This window comes from Sinobaca qinghaiensis, from assembly GCF_003610495.1.
In the GTDB taxonomy this organism is placed as follows: domain Bacteria; phylum Bacillota; class Bacilli; order Bacillales; family Marinococcaceae; genus Sinobaca; species Sinobaca qinghaiensis.
This window is the reverse complement of the sequence record NZ_RAPK01000011.1, coordinates 282,624-299,442: the sequence shown is the minus strand read 5'-3', so window position 1 is coordinate 299,442 and position 16,819 is coordinate 282,624. Positions and strand designations below refer to the sequence as shown.

15 protein-coding genes are annotated in these 16,819 nt (G+C 42.8%); 13 read left to right on the top strand and 2 right to left on the bottom strand.

What is annotated here, in order from left to right; translation table 11 throughout:
- Positions 1–54: 54 nt before the first annotated feature.
- The 3 genes from ATL39_RS15550 to ATL39_RS15540 all read left to right on the top strand — a co-directional run bounded on the left by ATL39_RS15550 (position 55) and on the right by ATL39_RS15540 (position 3,635).
- Positions 55–1,266, top strand: coding sequence for an NAD(P)/FAD-dependent oxidoreductase (locus ATL39_RS15550; RefSeq protein ID WP_120194286.1), 1,212 nt, complete (start codon positions 55–57; stop codon positions 1,264–1,266).
- Between the two features lie 310 nt (positions 1,267–1,576).
- On the top strand, positions 1,577–2,632 hold the full coding sequence (locus ATL39_RS15545; protein ID WP_120194285.1) for an EAL domain-containing protein: 1,056 nt from the start codon (positions 1,577–1,579) through the stop codon (positions 2,630–2,632).
- The gene (locus ATL39_RS15540; RefSeq protein WP_170146967.1) at positions 2,619–3,635 is read left to right on the top strand and encodes a GGDEF domain-containing protein; all 1,017 of its coding nucleotides are present in this window, start codon (positions 2,619–2,621) and stop codon (positions 3,633–3,635) included. Before ATL39_RS15545 ends, ATL39_RS15540 begins: the two co-directional genes overlap by 14 nt.
- 83 nt (positions 3,636–3,718) lie before the next feature.
- On the opposite strand, the gene ATL39_RS15535 is transcribed toward ATL39_RS15540, so the two are convergent.
- Positions 3,719–4,570: a YitT family protein gene (locus ATL39_RS15535; protein WP_120194283.1), complete on the bottom strand. Its 852-nt coding sequence runs from the start codon at positions 4,568–4,570 to the stop codon at positions 3,719–3,721.
- A 192-nt stretch (positions 4,571–4,762) separates the two neighbouring features.
- Here ATL39_RS15535 and ATL39_RS15530 point away from each other — a divergent pair, with 192 nt between their 5' ends.
- On the top strand, positions 4,763–7,021 hold the full coding sequence (locus ATL39_RS15530) for a putative bifunctional diguanylate cyclase/phosphodiesterase (protein ID WP_120194282.1): 2,259 nt from the start codon (positions 4,763–4,765) through the stop codon (positions 7,019–7,021).
- Between the two features lie 44 nt (positions 7,022–7,065).
- Here the strand turns inward: ATL39_RS15530 and ATL39_RS15525 are convergent, their stop codons facing one another.
- Positions 7,066–8,544, bottom strand: a complete 1,479-nt coding sequence (locus ATL39_RS15525; RefSeq protein ID WP_120194281.1) for a BCCT family transporter — start codon at positions 8,542–8,544, stop codon at positions 7,066–7,068.
- 283 nt (positions 8,545–8,827) lie between these two features.
- Between ATL39_RS15525 and ATL39_RS15520 the strand changes: the two genes are divergently transcribed.
- From ATL39_RS15520 to ATL39_RS15480, 9 genes are all read left to right on the top strand, one after another.
- Entirely contained in the window at positions 8,828–9,406 is a 579-nt protein-coding gene (locus ATL39_RS15520; RefSeq protein WP_245961010.1) for a GbsR/MarR family transcriptional regulator, read from the top strand.
- Entirely contained in the window at positions 9,406–10,299 is an 894-nt protein-coding gene (locus ATL39_RS15515; protein ID WP_120194280.1) for a beta-keto acid cleavage family enzyme, read from the top strand. The genes ATL39_RS15520 and ATL39_RS15515 overlap by 1 nt, the downstream gene beginning before the upstream one ends.
- Before the next feature lie 4 nt (positions 10,300–10,303).
- On the top strand, positions 10,304–11,266 hold the full coding sequence (locus ATL39_RS15510; protein WP_120194279.1) for a 3-hydroxyacyl-CoA dehydrogenase NAD-binding domain-containing protein: 963 nt from the start codon (positions 10,304–10,306) through the stop codon (positions 11,264–11,266).
- The gene (locus tag ATL39_RS15505; RefSeq protein WP_120194278.1) at positions 11,259–11,729 is read left to right on the top strand and encodes a thioesterase family protein; all 471 of its coding nucleotides are present in this window, start codon (positions 11,259–11,261) and stop codon (positions 11,727–11,729) included. The genes ATL39_RS15510 and ATL39_RS15505 overlap by 8 nt, the downstream gene beginning before the upstream one ends.
- Positions 11,730–11,843: 114 nt before the next feature.
- On the top strand, positions 11,844–12,338 hold the full coding sequence (locus ATL39_RS15500) for a DUF4188 domain-containing protein (protein WP_120194277.1): 495 nt from the start codon (positions 11,844–11,846) through the stop codon (positions 12,336–12,338).
- Positions 12,339–12,582: 244 nt separating this feature from the next.
- Positions 12,583–14,631 (top strand): BglG family transcription antiterminator, encoded by a 2,049-nt coding sequence (locus ATL39_RS15495; RefSeq protein WP_245961009.1) that lies wholly within the window; start codon positions 12,583–12,585, stop codon positions 14,629–14,631.
- 42 nt (positions 14,632–14,673) lie between these two features.
- Positions 14,674–15,147 carry a PTS sugar transporter subunit IIA gene (locus ATL39_RS15490; protein WP_120194275.1) on the top strand — a complete coding sequence of 158 codons (474 nt, stop codon included), beginning with the start codon at positions 14,674–14,676 and terminating at the stop codon, positions 15,145–15,147.
- A 13-nt stretch (positions 15,148–15,160) separates the two neighbouring features.
- Positions 15,161–15,454: a PTS sugar transporter subunit IIB gene (locus tag ATL39_RS15485; protein ID WP_120194274.1), complete on the top strand. Its 294-nt coding sequence runs from the start codon at positions 15,161–15,163 to the stop codon at positions 15,452–15,454.
- A gap of 84 nt (positions 15,455–15,538) precedes the next feature.
- Positions 15,539–16,798: a galactitol-specific PTS transporter subunit IIC gene (locus ATL39_RS15480; RefSeq protein WP_120194273.1), complete on the top strand. Its 1,260-nt coding sequence runs from the start codon at positions 15,539–15,541 to the stop codon at positions 16,796–16,798.
- Positions 16,799–16,819: the final 21 nt, after the last annotated feature.

The following is a 16,819-nucleotide window of genomic DNA, read 5'->3' as shown; positions in this document are numbered from 1 at the left end:
ACAACAACGTTATATGCTTTTTTTATTGTAAAAAATGAAGGGTGGAATGAAATAATGAGCACCAAACCAAAAATAGTCGTTCTTGGAGCCGGCCACGCTGGACTTACGACTGCAAAAAAACTAATTCAGAAATTGTCTCCTGAACAGGCGGAAGTAGTCCTGGTCAATAAGCATAACTACCATTATGAAGCAACATGGTTGCACGAAGTGGCGGCAGGAACTATTTCCCCAAATGACGCCCGCGTTATGATAAGCGATGTTATCAACCCGAATAAAGCCACGCTTGTGTATGATACCGTAGTAGAAATCAAAAAAGACGAAAAACGCGTCGTTCTGGAAAATGGCGATATTACGTATGATTATCTAGTTGTAGCCCTTGGCTGGAAATCAAATGATTTCGGAATCAAAGGCATGGGTGAAAATGCATTTGCTATTGAAGACATCGATTCCAGCCGTCTGATCAGTGAGCATATTGAATACCAGTTTGCCAAGTTTAACAATGAAGAAAATGCAGACCCGGACAGCTTGAATATTCTCGTCGGCGGCGCAGGCTTTACAGGTATAGAGTTTGTAGGAGAGCTTGCTGATAAAGTACCGCAGCTCTGCAGAAAATATGATATTGACCGCAGCAAGGTGAAAATCATCAATATTGAAGCAGCTCCTTCTATTCTTCCAATGTTTGAGCAGGATTTGTCCACTTATGCCAGAGAGGCGCTTGAAGAGCGCGGAGTTGAAATAAGAATGGCGGCACCGATTAAAGAATGTACTCCGGAAGGATTTATTATCGGAGAGGAAAAAGAACTGGTTAAAGCAGGTACTATCGTTTGGACAGGCGGCGTAAAAGGAAGCCCTATCCTTGAAAAATCAGGCTTTGACATGGTTAAAGGAAAAGTGAACGTAAATCCGGACCTTCGCATGCCGGATGAAGAAGATCTATTTGTTATCGGAGACTGTTCATGGGTATGGGACAACGAAGGCGACCGTCCATATGCTCCTACCGCACAGCTTGCCATGCAGGAAGCTGATTATGTAGCGGATAACATTATCGCTTTAATGAAAAAAGAACCTCTTAAAAACTTTGTTTTTGATAACAAAGGAACGGTTGCTTCCCTTGGCCATTCAGATGGAATCGGCAGCATTTTCTCCGGCTATAAATTAACCGGAAAGAAAGCAGCTGCCATGAAGAAAGTAATCGATAACCGCTCTCTTTATCTTGTTGGCGGAGCAAAACTCGTATTGAAAAAAGGAAAAGTACGCCCCTTTTAAATAAACGAATCGGATTTTAACTGAAAAGGAGGGACGCTTGTATGAAAAACTGCACAATAATTAGTATTCTTCTTGTTATAGCTTCTCTAGTAGGGTATAGGCTTATTAGTGAAAGCATCGATGATACAAAGGATTTCCGCTGATCAAAAAATACAAAGACATTCCCTTTCCGGCAGAGAGATTACTCCTTTCTGCTGGAAGGGGATTTTTTTATGCCATTAATAGATGCAGCGCATAGTTTTGAAACAGACTATAAAATCAACGGGAATGTACCGATATAGACAGTGATACTATGCCAGGGGGGAAAGACATGATCAAATCATGCGATATCTGTGTTATAAAGCAAAAAGGTTATACAGCCATATTTGAAGATGGACAAAATATAGAAGCTCTTTCATCTTATTTTCTAGACTACCCGGAAGAGGAATGGGCGATATTAAATAGAAGAGCTTTCTGGACGCTGGAGCATATTCTATTTGACTTACTTGATTATTTGGAAGCCCATTATCCAGCGGATTCTGTCTATTTTGTACATACAAACGAAGCAGAGCTGCCGGATGACCAGGAGCAAAAAATGAATATAACTGAACTTCGTTCCGAACAGCAGACCGCCTGGATCGATAAAGTGATTGAAAAAAAGGCGATCCGAACACATTTTCAGCCTATTGTAGAAATAAAAAATAAAAAAGCTTCTGTCATAGGGCATGAACTGCTGTCACGGGGAGTGAATACGCAGGGAGAAATTATTCCTCCATTTAAGCTCTTCGAAGCAGCGCGGTCCAGAAATCGTTTATTTGCGTTAGACAGAGCCTGCCGGATGGAAGCTGTGAAAAATGCAGCTGCTGTAAAAATGAACCAGCTTATTTTTATTAATTTTATACCAACGGCTATTTATGTGCCGGAACACTGTCTTGCCACAACCTTTGAACTGATCAAGCAGATTGGCGTCAGACCGGAGCAGGTAGTATTTGAAGTAGTGGAAAGCGATGAAGTGAAGGATATTAATCATTTGAAAAATATACTGAATTTTTACCGGAAACACGGCTTCAAATATGCGCTGGATGATGTAGGCACCGGAGCAAACGATTTAAAAAAGCTTGCCAGCCTGGAACCCCATTTTGTTAAATTGGCCAGGGAATTTGCGGACGGCGTCAGCAGTGATCCTGCAAAACAAAACGTGGCGCTCTCTGTTATTCACATTGCCCACCATCTGAAAGCAACACCGCTCGCTGAAGGAGTTGAGCATATTGAAGATATTGAGTATCTTTCCAATATGGGATACGAGCTTTTTCAGGGATACTATTTTGCCAGGCCAAATGAAATTCCAGTAGTTCAACTGGATGGTGCCTACCATGCTGAAGCTTAACAGGCTGGCCCCGGGAGCGCTTTACAGTATAAAGCTGTTCCAAAAAAAAGGATACATTCGATCGCTTTATGGTATGTATATGCTGTTTGCCCTGCTGCTTATTTGGGACAGCATTTATCTTATTGCTTTTCCACCGGCTGTTATGGCAGCCTGGACTATTTTTGTCTGTGCAGGTGTTTTTGTAATTAAACATACAATCGATAAGCAGAGCACAGGAATGTTAAGCCTATATCTGATCCTCGCATTTATCTGGTGGAGCGCCACTATATTTGGAACCGGCGGGTGGGAAAGTCCGATATTTTATTTTGCGGGTATTCCGCTGATTTTGTATGCCCTGTCCGGTTCGCTGTTATTAAATACAGCCGGGGCCCTGATATATGGAAATACCGTACTGTTCAGCGGGATTTTTCTGTTTCCGGAATCCGGCGATTTTATTCTCCCGCTTAGTATTATTGGAGTCAACATGTTAACAATTGCGGGGGGATTTCTTATTTCCTATGCGCTTCATCATTATGAGAAAACATTCAGCAATCTAAAGGAGAAAGTTTACACGGATTATTTAACCGGGCTGTATAATCGCGAAGGATTTTTAAAGGCATGGGGCAACAGACGTCCGAAAAGAGGCATTTTTGCCGTAATGGATTTGAATCAATTTAAGCAGATAAATGATAACCTGGGGCATCATACGGGTGATAAAGTTCTGCAGCAGGTGGGCAGCGGATTAAAAAGAGAACTGCCGGATACAGCGATTGTAGGACGGATCGGCGGGGATGAGTTTATTTTATATCTGCCCCATGCAGTAAACCTGGAAGCGGAACAGCAAAAGGTGGAAACGATTGTGGCGCAGGCAGGGGAAACGATAGGCATAGCTTTAACTACGTCAATTGGTATGCTTTTTGTATCTCCAAAAAGCCGAAGTTTTAGGGAGCTTTATAAAACCGCAGATGAAAATATGTATCATCATAAAAAAGCATCCCGGCCGGCTATAAAAGATATGGTATAAAAAAGAAGAGAGCGCCAAGGACCGGGCGCTCTCTTCTTTTTACAGAATATTGAAGATCTATACATACCGCCTATCATTGTTCGTTATTCATTAGACACAGCGTTATGGGATTCATGCGGGATAGAGAAGGTTCCCCCGGAAACATCCTTTACGTTATGAACAACAATAAACGCATTAGGATCAATTTCTTTAATAGCTCGTTTGAAACGAAGCAGGCGGTGCGTTGGTATGATCACATAAAGCGCTCTCCGCTGTTCTTTGGAATATTCACCGTAAGCATCAAAAACAGTGGCGCTTGCGGCAAGCTCTGTTGTAATACGTTGGGATATTTCTTCTGAATAGGGAGAAATGATATTAATAGCTTTTTTAGAATCAAAACCGCCTAGTACATAGTCGGTTACAACTTTTCCAATATAAAGTGTAATCAGCGTATACATAGTAAATACAGGACCGATAATAAAAATGCCGATAATAACAACGGCGGCATCGAGTACCAATGTGGTACCTGTTAAATCCCAGCCGCGCTGGTGATGAAGAACCCGGGCGATAATAGAAGTTCCTCCTACCGAGCTTCCTGCCTGGAAAATGAAGCCGAAGCCAATTCCCGTAATAATACCTGCAAAAATAGCAGCGAGAAGCGTGTCTTCCATCGGTACGGCGTACACCCCTTCGAGCAGCCAAATGAAAAATGACAATAAAAACACATTAAAAATGGTCTTATAGACCATGTGACGGGGCAGGTACCTGAAGCTGACACCGAGAAGCAGAAGGAATATAACCGGGGTCGAGATACTTGGCGTTAAGCCGGTAGCAAAATAAATTAATAATGCCGCTCCGATAATGCCCCCTTCTGCAATGGAGTTTGGCATAGCAAGCTGTGTGACGGAAATCGCAAACAGCAGCGTACCGATAACAATAAACAATATATTTTTCATGAGCGCAGGCTCCTTTCTTGTCACAATTTGACACAGAAGATTAGTATAACAAAAAATTTACACTGAAGGAAAAGAAGCCTGATATTTTTTCGGTGTTTCATTAAAATAATTCATACGAAATGTGCGGATTTATTGTATAGTAGAAGGTATATATAGTTCAATAGAACTACGTGACCGCCTGGAGGACGACTAATGAAAATAAATAAAAAAAAGAATGCCATATTCATCATGTTATGGGTTATTGGCTCAGCTCTGTGGGTACTCTTATATAAAGAATCCGACAATATAGAAGCGGTAGGTACCAGCCTTTTTGCTGTTGGAGGGGCTTTGTGGGCTTTTATTCAGATAAGCAGGACAATTAATAACTCCTCGGGCCACCGCCGCGTATTTTGGAAATGGATAAACAGAGGAATTGCCGCGAATGGTGCCGCAAATGGCATCTGGCTGGCTGCTGCATTAATAGGCATATCTGCATTTCCTCCCTCGTTGGCTGATGTATTGTGGCTGGCGTCTTACATTTTGTTTCTTTGCGCGCTTTTATACCAGCTTTTTATTGTCAGCCGCGAACCGGTGATATCTATTCATATGTTTAACGTGAGCGTGTTTATGATTGTATCGACAGCGATAATAGGACATTTCTTTACAGCACTAGCTTTAGAGCTGTTCGATTATTCCATTATAAACAGTGTAATAAACCTTTCTTTTTTATTAATTAATAGTACTCTGCTGTTTGCTGCGGGCTATCTTGTTTATTTATTAAAAGCAAAACGTGATATCGCGGTAGTATGTATACTCATTGCCGCGTTCAGCTTTCAAAGTGTTGGTGATTTTCATGCCGCTTACCTTGAAATAGTGGGGGTTGCAGTGAGTCCGGGCAATTTTAATGATGTCTTTTGGCTGGCAGCGATTATTTTGCTGGGCGTGGCAGCTACATACGAGAAAATAGGGTTGTGGGAACACAACTGGATGATACGGACAGACATAAAGCAGCCGTTCATCCTTTTTCCAGCAGCAGGAATTACTCTACTTATACTATTCACATTTAACAGCTACGAATGGCGCATAAATATACTCAGTGTATCTATCGGAATCATCCTACTGCTATTTGTCGGCAGAAATTATATTATGAACAAAAAAAATTCAAATCTTATACAAGAATACCGGCACCTGGCGTATTATGATTCTCTTACAGGAATTTATAACCGTACGAGCTTTAAAATAAATGTAGATAAGGCAGTGGCAGTTGCCAGAAAAGAGAAAACGGAACTGTCGCTGCTATTGTTTGATATTGATCGGTTTAAAGTAATTAATGATTCACTCGGCCATCATGTAGGTGATGAGGTATTGATGGAAACTGCTTACCGCCTGAAGAATGGTCTACCCTATGATATTTATCGTTTAGGCGGTGATGAATTTGTCATTATAGTGGATGATGTCCGAGGAAACAAAGCTCTAGAAGCTGCAGCCCAGGTAAAAAAAGCGTTCAGCAAACCGTATTTAATAGCAGGACAGCGCATATCGATCACCCCAAGTATTGGTATCAGCTGCTATCCGTCTACGAGCAGAGACAGTGACTCCCTGTTGAAAAGTGCTGATGCCGCTATGTATGCGGCAAAAGAGAATGGAAGAAATGCTTTTGTATTTTATGATGAAAAACTTCACAAGAAGCTAAGCCGTAAAATGATTATTGAAAGCGAGCTGCGGCAGGGGCTGATCAGACACGAATTCACGCTGCATTATCAACCGAAAATAAATGTCCAGACGCTGGAAGTCTGCGGTATGGAAGCATTGCTGCGCTGGAATAATCGAAAACTGGGGAGTGTCTCCCCTTATGAATTCATTCCGATAGCAGAAGAATCAGGTTTTATTAAGTTATTAGGAAGCTGGGTAATGAATGAAGCCTGCCGTCAGGCGCAGACGTGGAAGCGAAATGGGATATTTCAAGGGACAATGGCTGTTAATGTTTCGGTTCATCAAATAAAATATGGGGACGTTTTGACGATGATACGAGAAGCACTGGAAAAATCAAAACTGGCCCCGGAGCAGCTCGAAATTGAAATTACCGAATCGATCATGCAGGATGTGGACGCAACTTCTGTTATATTTGATGCGCTTCGTGCCCATGGTGTCCGGGTAGCGCTGGATGATTTTGGAACAGGTTATTCTTCGTTTCACGTATTGAAAACTCTTCCTATTGATACAATTAAAATCGATAAATCCTTTATTGATGATTTAAGCGGAGTAAAAGAACAATCCCTGGTTAAAGCAATTATAGATATTGGACGCCACCTTCAGCTCGAAGTCGTAGCAGAAGGGGTAGAAGAAGAAGTACAGCTGGATGCCCTTGCGGCCTATGAATGCGATACCGCCCAGGGTTACTTATTTTCAAAGCCGTTAACTGTGCTGGAAATAGAGCATTTTTTAAGCCAGCATGGCAGTAAAGCTTTATAAAAGAAAAAAACCCTTTTTTCCAGGTCAGGAAAAAAGGGCTTTTTTTAATTCTGCTTGTGTTCACTGATTAATGTTTTCATAATGCCGATGCACATTAAAATAATAATGATCGAGAGAGGCAGGGCACTGACGACAATGGAAGTCTGAAATGCATTCAGCCCTCCTACAACCAATAGAACCGCGGTGACGGTCACAAAGAACACGCCCCACATAATTTTAATAGAGGTCGGCGGGTTCAGGCTGCCTCCTGTAGTCTGCATGCCGAGAACAAATGTAGCTGAATCGGCAGTGGTTACAAAAAAGATGGTAATAACGAATATCGCAAGCACGGAGATAAGTCCGCTCATGGGATATGCTTCAATAACATAAAACAACGCACCCTCCAGCGACTGCGAAGAAACATCGCGTCCATCGTACAGTTCCATAAAAATAGCAGAACCGCCCAGCGTACTGAACCAGAAAAACGATACGATGGAAGGAAGAAGAAGCACGCCTGCTATAAATTCACGAATGGTCCGCCCTCTGGAAATCCGGGCGACAAACATTCCGACAAATGGTGTCCAGGAAATCCACCATGCCCAATAAAAGACGGTCCAGGCCTGCGTCCAGTCTGCTTCCTGTGCGTCAACCGGACTCATGCGCAGTCCCCAGCCAATAAAGTTCTGCATATAATCTGATAATCCGGAAGCGAACATATTCAAAAGAAACAGTGTCGGCCCGGCAATAAACATAAATAGAAGAAACAATCCGGTTATTGATAAGTTGATATTGCTTAAGTATTTAATACCACGGTGAATACCGGTGCTCGCTGATGTTACAAAAATGACGGTGATAATAGCCATAATAATAAACTGGACCCCGAGATTATATGGTACTCCGAATACAGCCTGAAGACCGGAGTTAATCTGCTGGGAACCGAGGCCAAGAGAGGCTGCTACTCCAAACAGCGTAGCAAATACCGCAATAATATCTACAATCGTTGCTGCCGGTCCGTACGCATGTTTACCGAGAACAGGACGAAGCGTTGTGCTCATTAAGCCGGGCGCTTCGTAGCGGAACTGCTGCAGGGCAAGAGCTAGAGCTACCAGTGCATAGATGGCCCAGGCGTGAAGACCCCAGTGCAGCCATGTTGATGATACACCTGTTACTGCATCTGATGCTTCTCCTCCATCTCCGATAGGCGGGCTTGCGAAATGACTAATTGGCTCGCTGACCCCATAAAACAGCAAGCCGATGCCAATACCGGCGGAAAACAGCATCGTAAACCAGGTAAGCCTGCTGAATTCCGGTTTTTCATCCGGTTTCCCCAATCGTATTTTTCCATATTTACTAAAGCCCAGATAAACGGCGAAAATCAGCAGGGCCGTCACTAATATTTGAAAGTACCAGCCAAAGTGATTAAACAAAAAACTCTGAGTTACTGTAATGCCGGATTCGAGCTGCTCAGTGAAGAAGACCCCGAATAATAGAAAAGAAATAATAAGTACAATAGAAACTTTTAATACCGTCGTGAATCTTGACATATGCAAAATTCCTCCTTCATTAGACTTGCGCTGCTACTCTTTTAATAGCCTCGCTTAAGTATATGGAAGTAGGCTGAAAAAAGAAAAACGCGTATAACAGCGTATACTCTATAAAATCTATGCAATTTTTATTGTACAAAGTTTACAGCGTTTTATCTTATCAATCCTCGGTTTATCGCGGAGATAAGATAGAAGAGCCGCTTTTTACTTTTTTTAGAAAGATGATACAGTAACAACTATGAGCAGAAACTACTAGATATGCAGATGAGGGAGAGTAAATACAATGACTGTAGAAAAAGAAGCGGAACTGCTCTCACAGCTAAGCGAAACAGAGCGTCAAATCGGAGACAGAATCTCCGATAACATGAGTACATTCGGTGTATCTTCTACTATAGGAAGGCTGCTCGGTATCATTTATATGAACCGTGAACCGATGACACTTGATGATCTGGCAGAGGCAACTGGAATGAGCAAAACCAGGATGAGCCAGGTGATGCGTGAAATGATCGCCCTGAACATTGCAGAAAAAGAACATATTAAGGGAAGCAGAAAAGAGCATTATAATGTGGAAAATGATTATGTACAGACATTTATCTCCCTTTTTACGACAAACTGGCGGGAAGTAATCAGTAAAAACCGCATGTTCGCCAAAAAACTGCAGCAGGAAATAAATGAAATAGAAAAAGCGAATAACGGTTCTTACGAAGTGAAAGCCAAGGTGGAAGAACTGCGCAAAGAATTAAGCAAATGGGTAGCCTATTACAATTGGATTAACAACCTGGTGGAATTCTTTGAAAGTGGAGCTATCTTTGAATCAGTTCCTGTAGAAACGCCATTAGAAAACGAAGGAGAAGATAAATAATGGGAAAAAAAACAATTATCTCATGTGCAGTAACCGGGGCAGGTAACACATTTCAGAAAAGCCCCCATGTACCAATTACACCAAAGGAGATAGCAGAAGCTTCCATTGAAGCAGCAAAAGCCGGAGCGGCAGTCGCTCATATTCACGTAAGAGATCCTAAAACGGGGGAGTACAGCTTTGATCCTGCCCTTTTTCAGGAAGTGGTGGAACGGGTTCGTGAGAAAGAAACAGATGTGATTTTAAACATAACAGCCGGCGGCGGCGGAGATTTTGTTCCGGATCGTGCCAACCCTGAAACAGGAGGGGAAGGAACGTTTATTCAAACGCCGGAAGAGCGTCATCTGCCGGTCGGGAAACTGCTTCCGGAAATATGTACATTGGACTGCGGCAGCTTGAATTTTGGGGATCAGCTTTATATGGCACCTGTAGAATGGCTTCGTGAACAGGCGGCACTTATTAAAAACAGCGGAGTCAAAGCAGAAATGGAATGCTTTGATACCGGCCATCTTCGGTTTGCCAATCAGCTTGTTCAGGAAGGGCTTATCGATGGAGATCCTTTGTATCAATTCTGCCTGGGTATTCCCTGGGGAGCCGAAGCAGATGCTGAAACAATGCTTCATATGATTCATCATCTACCGGACCGTGCCAATTGGTCAGCGTTTGGCATTGGACGTCACCAAATCCCAACGGCAGTGCAGGCCGCTTTATTAGGCGGAAACGTACGTGTCGGCCTGGAAGATAATTTGTATCTAGAAAAAGGAGTGCTCGCAACAAACGCCCAGCTTGTAGATAAAACGACAAATATTCTTCAAGCATTGGATATAGAGCCTATGACGCCGGAAGAAGCACGGAACAGCCTGGGATTAACTAAACAATTACCACAGAGAGGATAAAATAATGACAAACCAAACGATTGCAGTTATTGGAACAGGCGTCATCGGAAATGGATGGATCGCCCGCTTTTTGGCAAAAGGATTCGACGTGATCGCCTGTGATCCGGCTCCAGAAGCCGAACAGAAAACACGAACGACAGTAGAAAAGCTTTGGCCTTCGCTGAAAGAGCATGGCATGCACGAATCAGCATCTTTAAACCGCCTCTCTTTTACAGATGATATAGAAACGGCTGTTTATGAAGCAGTGCTTATTCAGGAAAACGTTCCGGAGCGCGAGGATTTGAAAAAAAGCGTGCTGGCTCAAATAGATAAGCATGCACCAGCCGAGAGTATTATCGCTTCGAGTACTTCCGGCTATAAGCCGACTACGCTTCAGGAACAATGTGTTGTTCATCCAGAGAGAGTGATGGTCGCGCATCCTTTTAATCCAGTTTATCTTCTGCCGCTGGTGGAAATTTCAGGAGGAGCAGCTACGAGCCCGGAAGCTTTGGAACGGGCACGGAATATATATGAATCCGCAGGAATGAAGCCCTTAGTCATGAAGGGAGAAGTGGATGGACATATCGCAGACCGCCTGATGGAAGCGCTCTGGAGAGAAGCACTTCATATTGTAAATGACGGACACGCAACGACTGAAGAAGTAGATAAAGCAATTGTATACGGTGCAGGACTGCGCTGGGCATTGATGGGACCGTTTTTAACCTTCCATTTAGCCGGCGGCGAAAAAGGAATGGCTCATATGCTTGAACAATTCGGTCCTGCTTTAAAGGCACCGTGGACTAAATTGGAAGCGCCGGAGCTGACCCCTGAACTGAGTGAAAAAGTGATAAACGGAACAAAAGAGCAGTCCGGAACACAAAGCGTAGCCGAACTGGAAGAAAGACGTGATCAGTTTCTTCTAAAGTTGATGCGCCTGCTTCAGGAAGAAAACTACTGGCCGGCAGAGAAAGTGGACAGCAATGTCTGATAGTCAGTTGATCTGGGAAGGCCGGGTAAATGCAGAATGGGTCGATTACAACAATCATATGAATGACGCGGCCTATGCCATCGTTTTCAGCATGGCTCTTGATAGTATGCTGGATAAAATAGGGCTTGATGAAGCGTTCCGGGAACAAAATCACTATACGGCCTATACGCTTGAAACTCATGTTCTATATAGAAAAGAAGCAGTGCTGGATGAAAAACTGGACGTATTTGTTCAAATATTGGATAAAGACGAAAAAAGACTTCATCTATGGATGGAAATGAAAAATGAAAGCAGTGAACTAGCAGCAGCAAGTGAGCAGATGATTATGGGGATGGATCAAGCAGCCGGCCGGCCGGCGCCTTTTCCTCCCGCACTTGTGAAAGGAATAGAAGCGCTGCCTCATACAGAAGCTGAATTCCGTCCGTCTATGGCCGGGCGTGCGATAGGCATCAAAAAGAAGTAAAGAAACAGCATTCTCAACTAAGAGAATGCTGTTTTATTTTCAATAAAGTACTATAATAAAGAAAAGAAAAGCGCACGTAAGGCATACTAAAAATTGTAAACGGGAGGAGTTACAGTGGGAGCAGAGCTGCAGGAGGGACGCTTTACAACGAAAAATGATGAAGAGATCGTCGTGTTTGTGATTGGGATGCGCATTAACCGTTTTCGTTCTGTTCGTAAATGGCTGCCCGTTCTTCTTGCCATGCCCCCTATGATAAAAGAGCTGTCCGTTCGAAAAGAGCTGGGCTGTTTACATTTACACAGCTACCTGCAGCTGCCTGCGACAATGATGATTCAATACTGGGAGTCTGAAGAAAAGCTGCTTGCTTATGCGAAAGGGGAAAAACATTCCAAAGCATGGAAAACGTTCAATAGAAGAGCGAAGGGAAATCACGCAGTGGGGATCTATCACGAAACGTATAAAATTCCTAAAGAGTCCTACGAATCGATTTATGTAAATATGCCTGCCTTTGGGTTAGGAAAGGCTCTGGGTACAGAACCAGTAAGTCCATCTACCAATACAGCCGGGGAGAGGCTGAGACGAACAAAAAAGGATAAGAATCAAAGATAGGAAGCGGCGTGCCTGAACCGGCACGTTATTTTTTATGAAAAAAACTTTTTTTATTCAAAATCTGCCGGCGCATTATATCGGACAAATCCACCGTCATTCCGCACTATCACTATACAATCGAAAGTGTTTCGTAATGTAAATCACAACGTTGTACATGAAATGTTCGTTCATTTGGGATGAAAACGTATACATTTTCATAGGAGCCGATGCTACACTAACTATTGAAAGGAGGGAGCAGTTGTTCATGGATGACCGAAGCAAGCAGATTCTCGATGAGCTCATGCATAATCCAAATGTAGCAAGTGTTGTGTTGGAGAAAAAATATAACTTAACACGCCGGCAGTTTGGATACAGCATGAATAAGATCAACGAATGGCTGATGGCAAAACATCTACCTGTCATAGAACGTACCAGGCAGGGCCACTTTATTATTGATCAATCGGTATTTACTGACCTGACGAGCCAGGAAAATGACTTGGCAGCTGTCTCCATCCTTTCAGAAAAGCAGCGGACATATATGATTATGCTGATGCTTATTGGAACGAAAGAGGAATTGTCCCTGTATCATTTTACCGCAGAGCTGGAAGTAAGCAAAAACACAGTGCTGCATGATTTAAAACAGGTGCAGGCATATTTGGAAAAATATGAACTGTCCATTCGTTACTCAAGAAAGTCAGGATATCTTCTGGAGGGGAAAGAATTTCAGGTCCGTAAATTACTCATTCATGTAACTTACCGGATTTTTCAGATGGCAGACGGCGAACAGAAAATTAAAAAAGCCGCTCATGTAGATGAAAAAGAAATTGAAGAGTTCCGCTCCAGGATTGAAAAAGTAGAAAATAAGCTGCATTTAAAATTTACAGATGAGAAATTAGCCATGATGCCGTATATTCTGTTATTTATTTTACGCAGAGTGCAGAAGGGCAGCAACATCACAGAATCCTCCATCCCATATGAGGAGCTGTCGGATACAAAAGAATATCAGGCAACGGAAGAAATCTTCCGGGAGACCGAAAACATTCCAAGGGAAGAACGATTATTTATTACTCTTCATCTGCTGACAACAAACGTATACCGGTCAGATTTTACAATTGAAGAAGATGCGATTCCCGATCTGCTGCCGGAAGTAGACAACATGCTCCGGCTGTTTGAAAAAAGTGCCTGCATTTATCTGCAGGAAAGGGATAAACTGCTTGAGCACCTGATTCAGCACATTAAGCCGGCTTACTACCGTATTAAATTTAATCTGACGGAAACGGTATTTCTGCAGCAGGATGTGAGTAAGGAATTTAAAGAAATCCACCATCTTGTTAAGCAGTCGATGGGGCCCCTTGAAGAATTGATCGGCCATCCTGTTCCTGATAATGAATCAACTTTCATAACAATGCTTGTCAGCGGCTGGATGGTAAAACAGGGAGAAAGCATCGACAAAAAGGTAAAAGCGATTGTTGTCTGTCCGCAGGGCGTCTCTATTTCCAGGTTGATGTTTCATGATTTAAAAGAACTTTTCCCGGAATTTGTATTTCTGGATTCCCTGTCGATCAGAGACTTTCTCCACTACAGCCTTGATTATGATGTGGTGTTCTCCACTTCATCTCTTGCCACCGACAAAAAACTTTTTTTATCCAAAGCATTCTTAAGTCAGGAAGAAAAGCAGCGGTTCCGCAAGCAGGTAATGATGGATATGCACGGATTTGTACCAAACGAAATAGACATAGACCATCTTATGGATATTATTAAAACCCATGTGCCGCTGCCGGATGAGGAAGCACTTAAGAAAGACCTCAGCCGCTATATGTCAAAAGACAAAGATGAGGCCGTTAAAACATATGCGGCCAACAGGAATCTTCCTTTAAACGAATTGATAGTACCTGAGCATATCACTTTGAAAAAATCGGTTGATTCCTGGGAAGATGCCGTTCGAGTTGCAGCCGGTCCTTTAGTAAAAAGCGGGAAAATTGAACAGCGCTATATCGAGGCAATGGTTCAGCAGAGCGATAAAGATCCATATATTGTTATCGGGCCGAACATTGCTATCCCGCACGCCGCGCCGGAAGAAGGAGTAAATGAAGTTGGAATGAGCCTTCTGCGGATTGAAGATGGGGTGGACTTTACTGAAGGGTATCGAATTCATTTGATTGTAATTATCGCTGCAGTGGACAAAAAGAAGCATATCCATGCTTTGATGCAGCTTATGCGATTTGCACATGCTGAAACAGATCGAAACCAGACGATAGCTGCAAAAACAATTACCGATATCCGCCGGCTGATCGATTTATATTCACATGAGTAGAAACCATGCGTTCAAACCAACATAGTAATGGGGTAGGAAAAAGTGACAAAACTATTTTTTGATGAATCAGTCATCTTAATGGAAGTAAATGGAGAGACAAAAGAAGCTGTCCTTGAGGAAATGGGAAACAACCTGATCCAAAAAGGACTGGTCAAGGACAGCTTTGTGAAGGCCGTGATTGCAAGAGAAAAAGAGTTCGCAACAGGTCTTCCGACAGCCGGTGTGGCGGTTGCTATACCACATACCGACGTAGAACATGTTAATACAAAAACAATCAGCGTCGGTATCCTGAAAAAGCCAGTGGCCTTCGGCATTATGGGAGAAGAGGAAGAAACGGTGAATGTAGAACTTGTATTCATGCTCGCCATGGACGAGACTCATTCCCAGCTTGCTCTGCTGCAGAAGCTGATGGAAATTTTCCAGAACGAAGAGACGCTGAAGTATTTGATGAAAGAAACAGATGCAACCCGAATCAAAGAAACAATTGAACAGCAAATAGATTTTACTACATTATAAGGAGATGGAAAAGATGGAACAAACGAAAAAGAAGCAGGTATTGGTAGCATGTGGAGCAGGAGTAGCAACGTCAACGGTGGTTAATGGAGCAATTGAGGAAATGGCAAAAGAGCACAAAATCAAGGTGGATCTGGTTCAGATTAAGATTTCAGAAGTCGGTTCGTATGTAGACACAGCTGATCTATTGGTTACTACAGCGATGACAAAGAAAGAATATCCATTCCCAGTAATCAATGCAAGAGCTTTTCTAACAGGAATCGGCAAAGAGGATACGAAGCAGCAGATTCTTGATGAATTGAAAAAATAAGTAAACAAAGAAGAGCGTACTGTCTCGATTTCGAAATAAAAGAAATCGGGAATGCTCTTTTTCACACATAGAGGAGGAATCACGATGCAGGGGTTTGTGGATTTTGTACAGGGGTTTTTAGATTTAGGAGCTACCGTAATTTTACCAGTAGCTATATTTTTTCTAGGGTTGTTTTTTGGACAAAAGATTGGAAAAGCATTTAGATCCGCTCTTACATTAGGGGTCGCATTTGTTGGTATCTTTCTCGTTATTGATCTGCTCGTATTAAATTTAGGACCGGCTGCACAGGGTATGGTGGAACGCCTGGGCGTTGAGCTTACCGTAATTGACGTCGGCTGGCCGGCATCATCTTCTATTGCATGGGCCTCATCTATTGCAGCATTTATTATACCGCTCGGTCTTTTAGTAAACGTATTGATGCTCGTTACAAAAACAACTAAAACAATGAACGTGGATATTTGGAACTTCTGGCATTATACATTTATGGCCGCAATGGTTTATGCTGTTTCCGGCAGCATTATCCAGAGTTTAATCGCAGCTGTATTGTTCCAGATCGTCTGTTTAAAAGTAGCAGACTGGACAGCACCAATGGTTAACGATTTCTATGAAATGCCCGGCGTTTCCGTAGCAACAGGAAGTACCATTTCCTATGCACCTGGTATTTTCCTTGTAAAAGGACTTCAGAAAATTCCTGGTGTTAAAAACTTAAACGCAGATCCGGAGTCCATTCAAAATAGATTTGGAATTTTCGGTGAATCGATCTTTATCGGTCTTGCACTTGGTTCCATTATTGGTATCCTCGCCGGATACGGCGTTGGGGACGTCATTGAAATTGGTATGGCGATGGCAGCAGTAATGGTATTAATGCCTAGAATGGTTAAGATTTTGATGGAAGGTCTTATGCCTGTATCAGAATCAGCGCGCGAATGGCTGAACAAGCGTTTCGGCGACAGAGATATTCTCATCGGGCTCGATGCAGCCGTTCTTCTCGGCCACCCATCTGTTATTGCAACTGCGTTAATATTGGTACCTGTAACTGTACTTCTAGCTGTCATCCTTCCTGGTAATGCACTGCTGCCATTCGGTGACTTGGCAACTATTCCTTTCATTGTAGCTTTCATTGTGGGAGCCGCTAAAGGAAACATTGTTCACTCGGTTATGGTAGGAAGCGTTATGATCGCCATTTCCTTGTATCTTGCGACAGATGTAGCTTCTACATTTACAATGATGGCAGAAAATGCTGATTTCAACATGCCTGAAGGCACAACACAGATTTCAAGTATTGACCAGGGCGGAAACGTTATCAACTGGATCATTTATCGTTTCTTCGGTCTATTTAACTAATTAAACAAAGATAGAAGGAGT

Excerpts from the sequence above, each read along its gene's own strand:
- ATL39_RS15520 (WP_245961010.1), top strand. The coding sequence starts at position 8,828 with ATGACTGTAGAAAAAGAAGCGGAACTGCTCTCACAGCTAAGCGAAACA.
- ATL39_RS15545 (WP_120194285.1), top strand. The coding sequence starts at position 1,577 with ATGATCAAATCATGCGATATCTGTGTTATAAAGCAAAAAGGTTATACA.
- ATL39_RS15480 (WP_120194273.1), top strand. The coding sequence starts at position 15,539 with ATGCAGGGGTTTGTGGATTTTGTACAGGGGTTTTTAGATTTAGGAGCT.
- ATL39_RS15510 (WP_120194279.1), top strand. The coding sequence starts at position 10,304 with ATGACAAACCAAACGATTGCAGTTATTGGAACAGGCGTCATCGGAAAT.
- ATL39_RS15535 (WP_120194283.1), bottom strand. The coding sequence starts at position 4,570 with ATGAAAAATATATTGTTTATTGTTATCGGTACGCTGCTGTTTGCGATT.
- ATL39_RS15515 (WP_120194280.1), top strand. The coding sequence starts at position 9,406 with ATGGGAAAAAAAACAATTATCTCATGTGCAGTAACCGGGGCAGGTAAC.
- ATL39_RS15495 (WP_245961009.1), top strand. The coding sequence starts at position 12,583 with ATGGATGACCGAAGCAAGCAGATTCTCGATGAGCTCATGCATAATCCA.
- ATL39_RS15530 (WP_120194282.1), top strand. The coding sequence starts at position 4,763 with ATGAAAATAAATAAAAAAAAGAATGCCATATTCATCATGTTATGGGTT.
- ATL39_RS15550 (WP_120194286.1), top strand. The coding sequence starts at position 55 with ATGAGCACCAAACCAAAAATAGTCGTTCTTGGAGCCGGCCACGCTGGA.
- ATL39_RS15505 (WP_120194278.1), top strand. The coding sequence starts at position 11,259 with ATGTCTGATAGTCAGTTGATCTGGGAAGGCCGGGTAAATGCAGAATGG.
- ATL39_RS15525 (WP_120194281.1), bottom strand. The coding sequence starts at position 8,544 with ATGTCAAGATTCACGACGGTATTAAAAGTTTCTATTGTACTTATTATT.
- ATL39_RS15540 (WP_170146967.1), top strand. The coding sequence starts at position 2,619 with ATGCTGAAGCTTAACAGGCTGGCCCCGGGAGCGCTTTACAGTATAAAG.
- ATL39_RS15485 (WP_120194274.1), top strand. The coding sequence starts at position 15,161 with ATGGAACAAACGAAAAAGAAGCAGGTATTGGTAGCATGTGGAGCAGGA.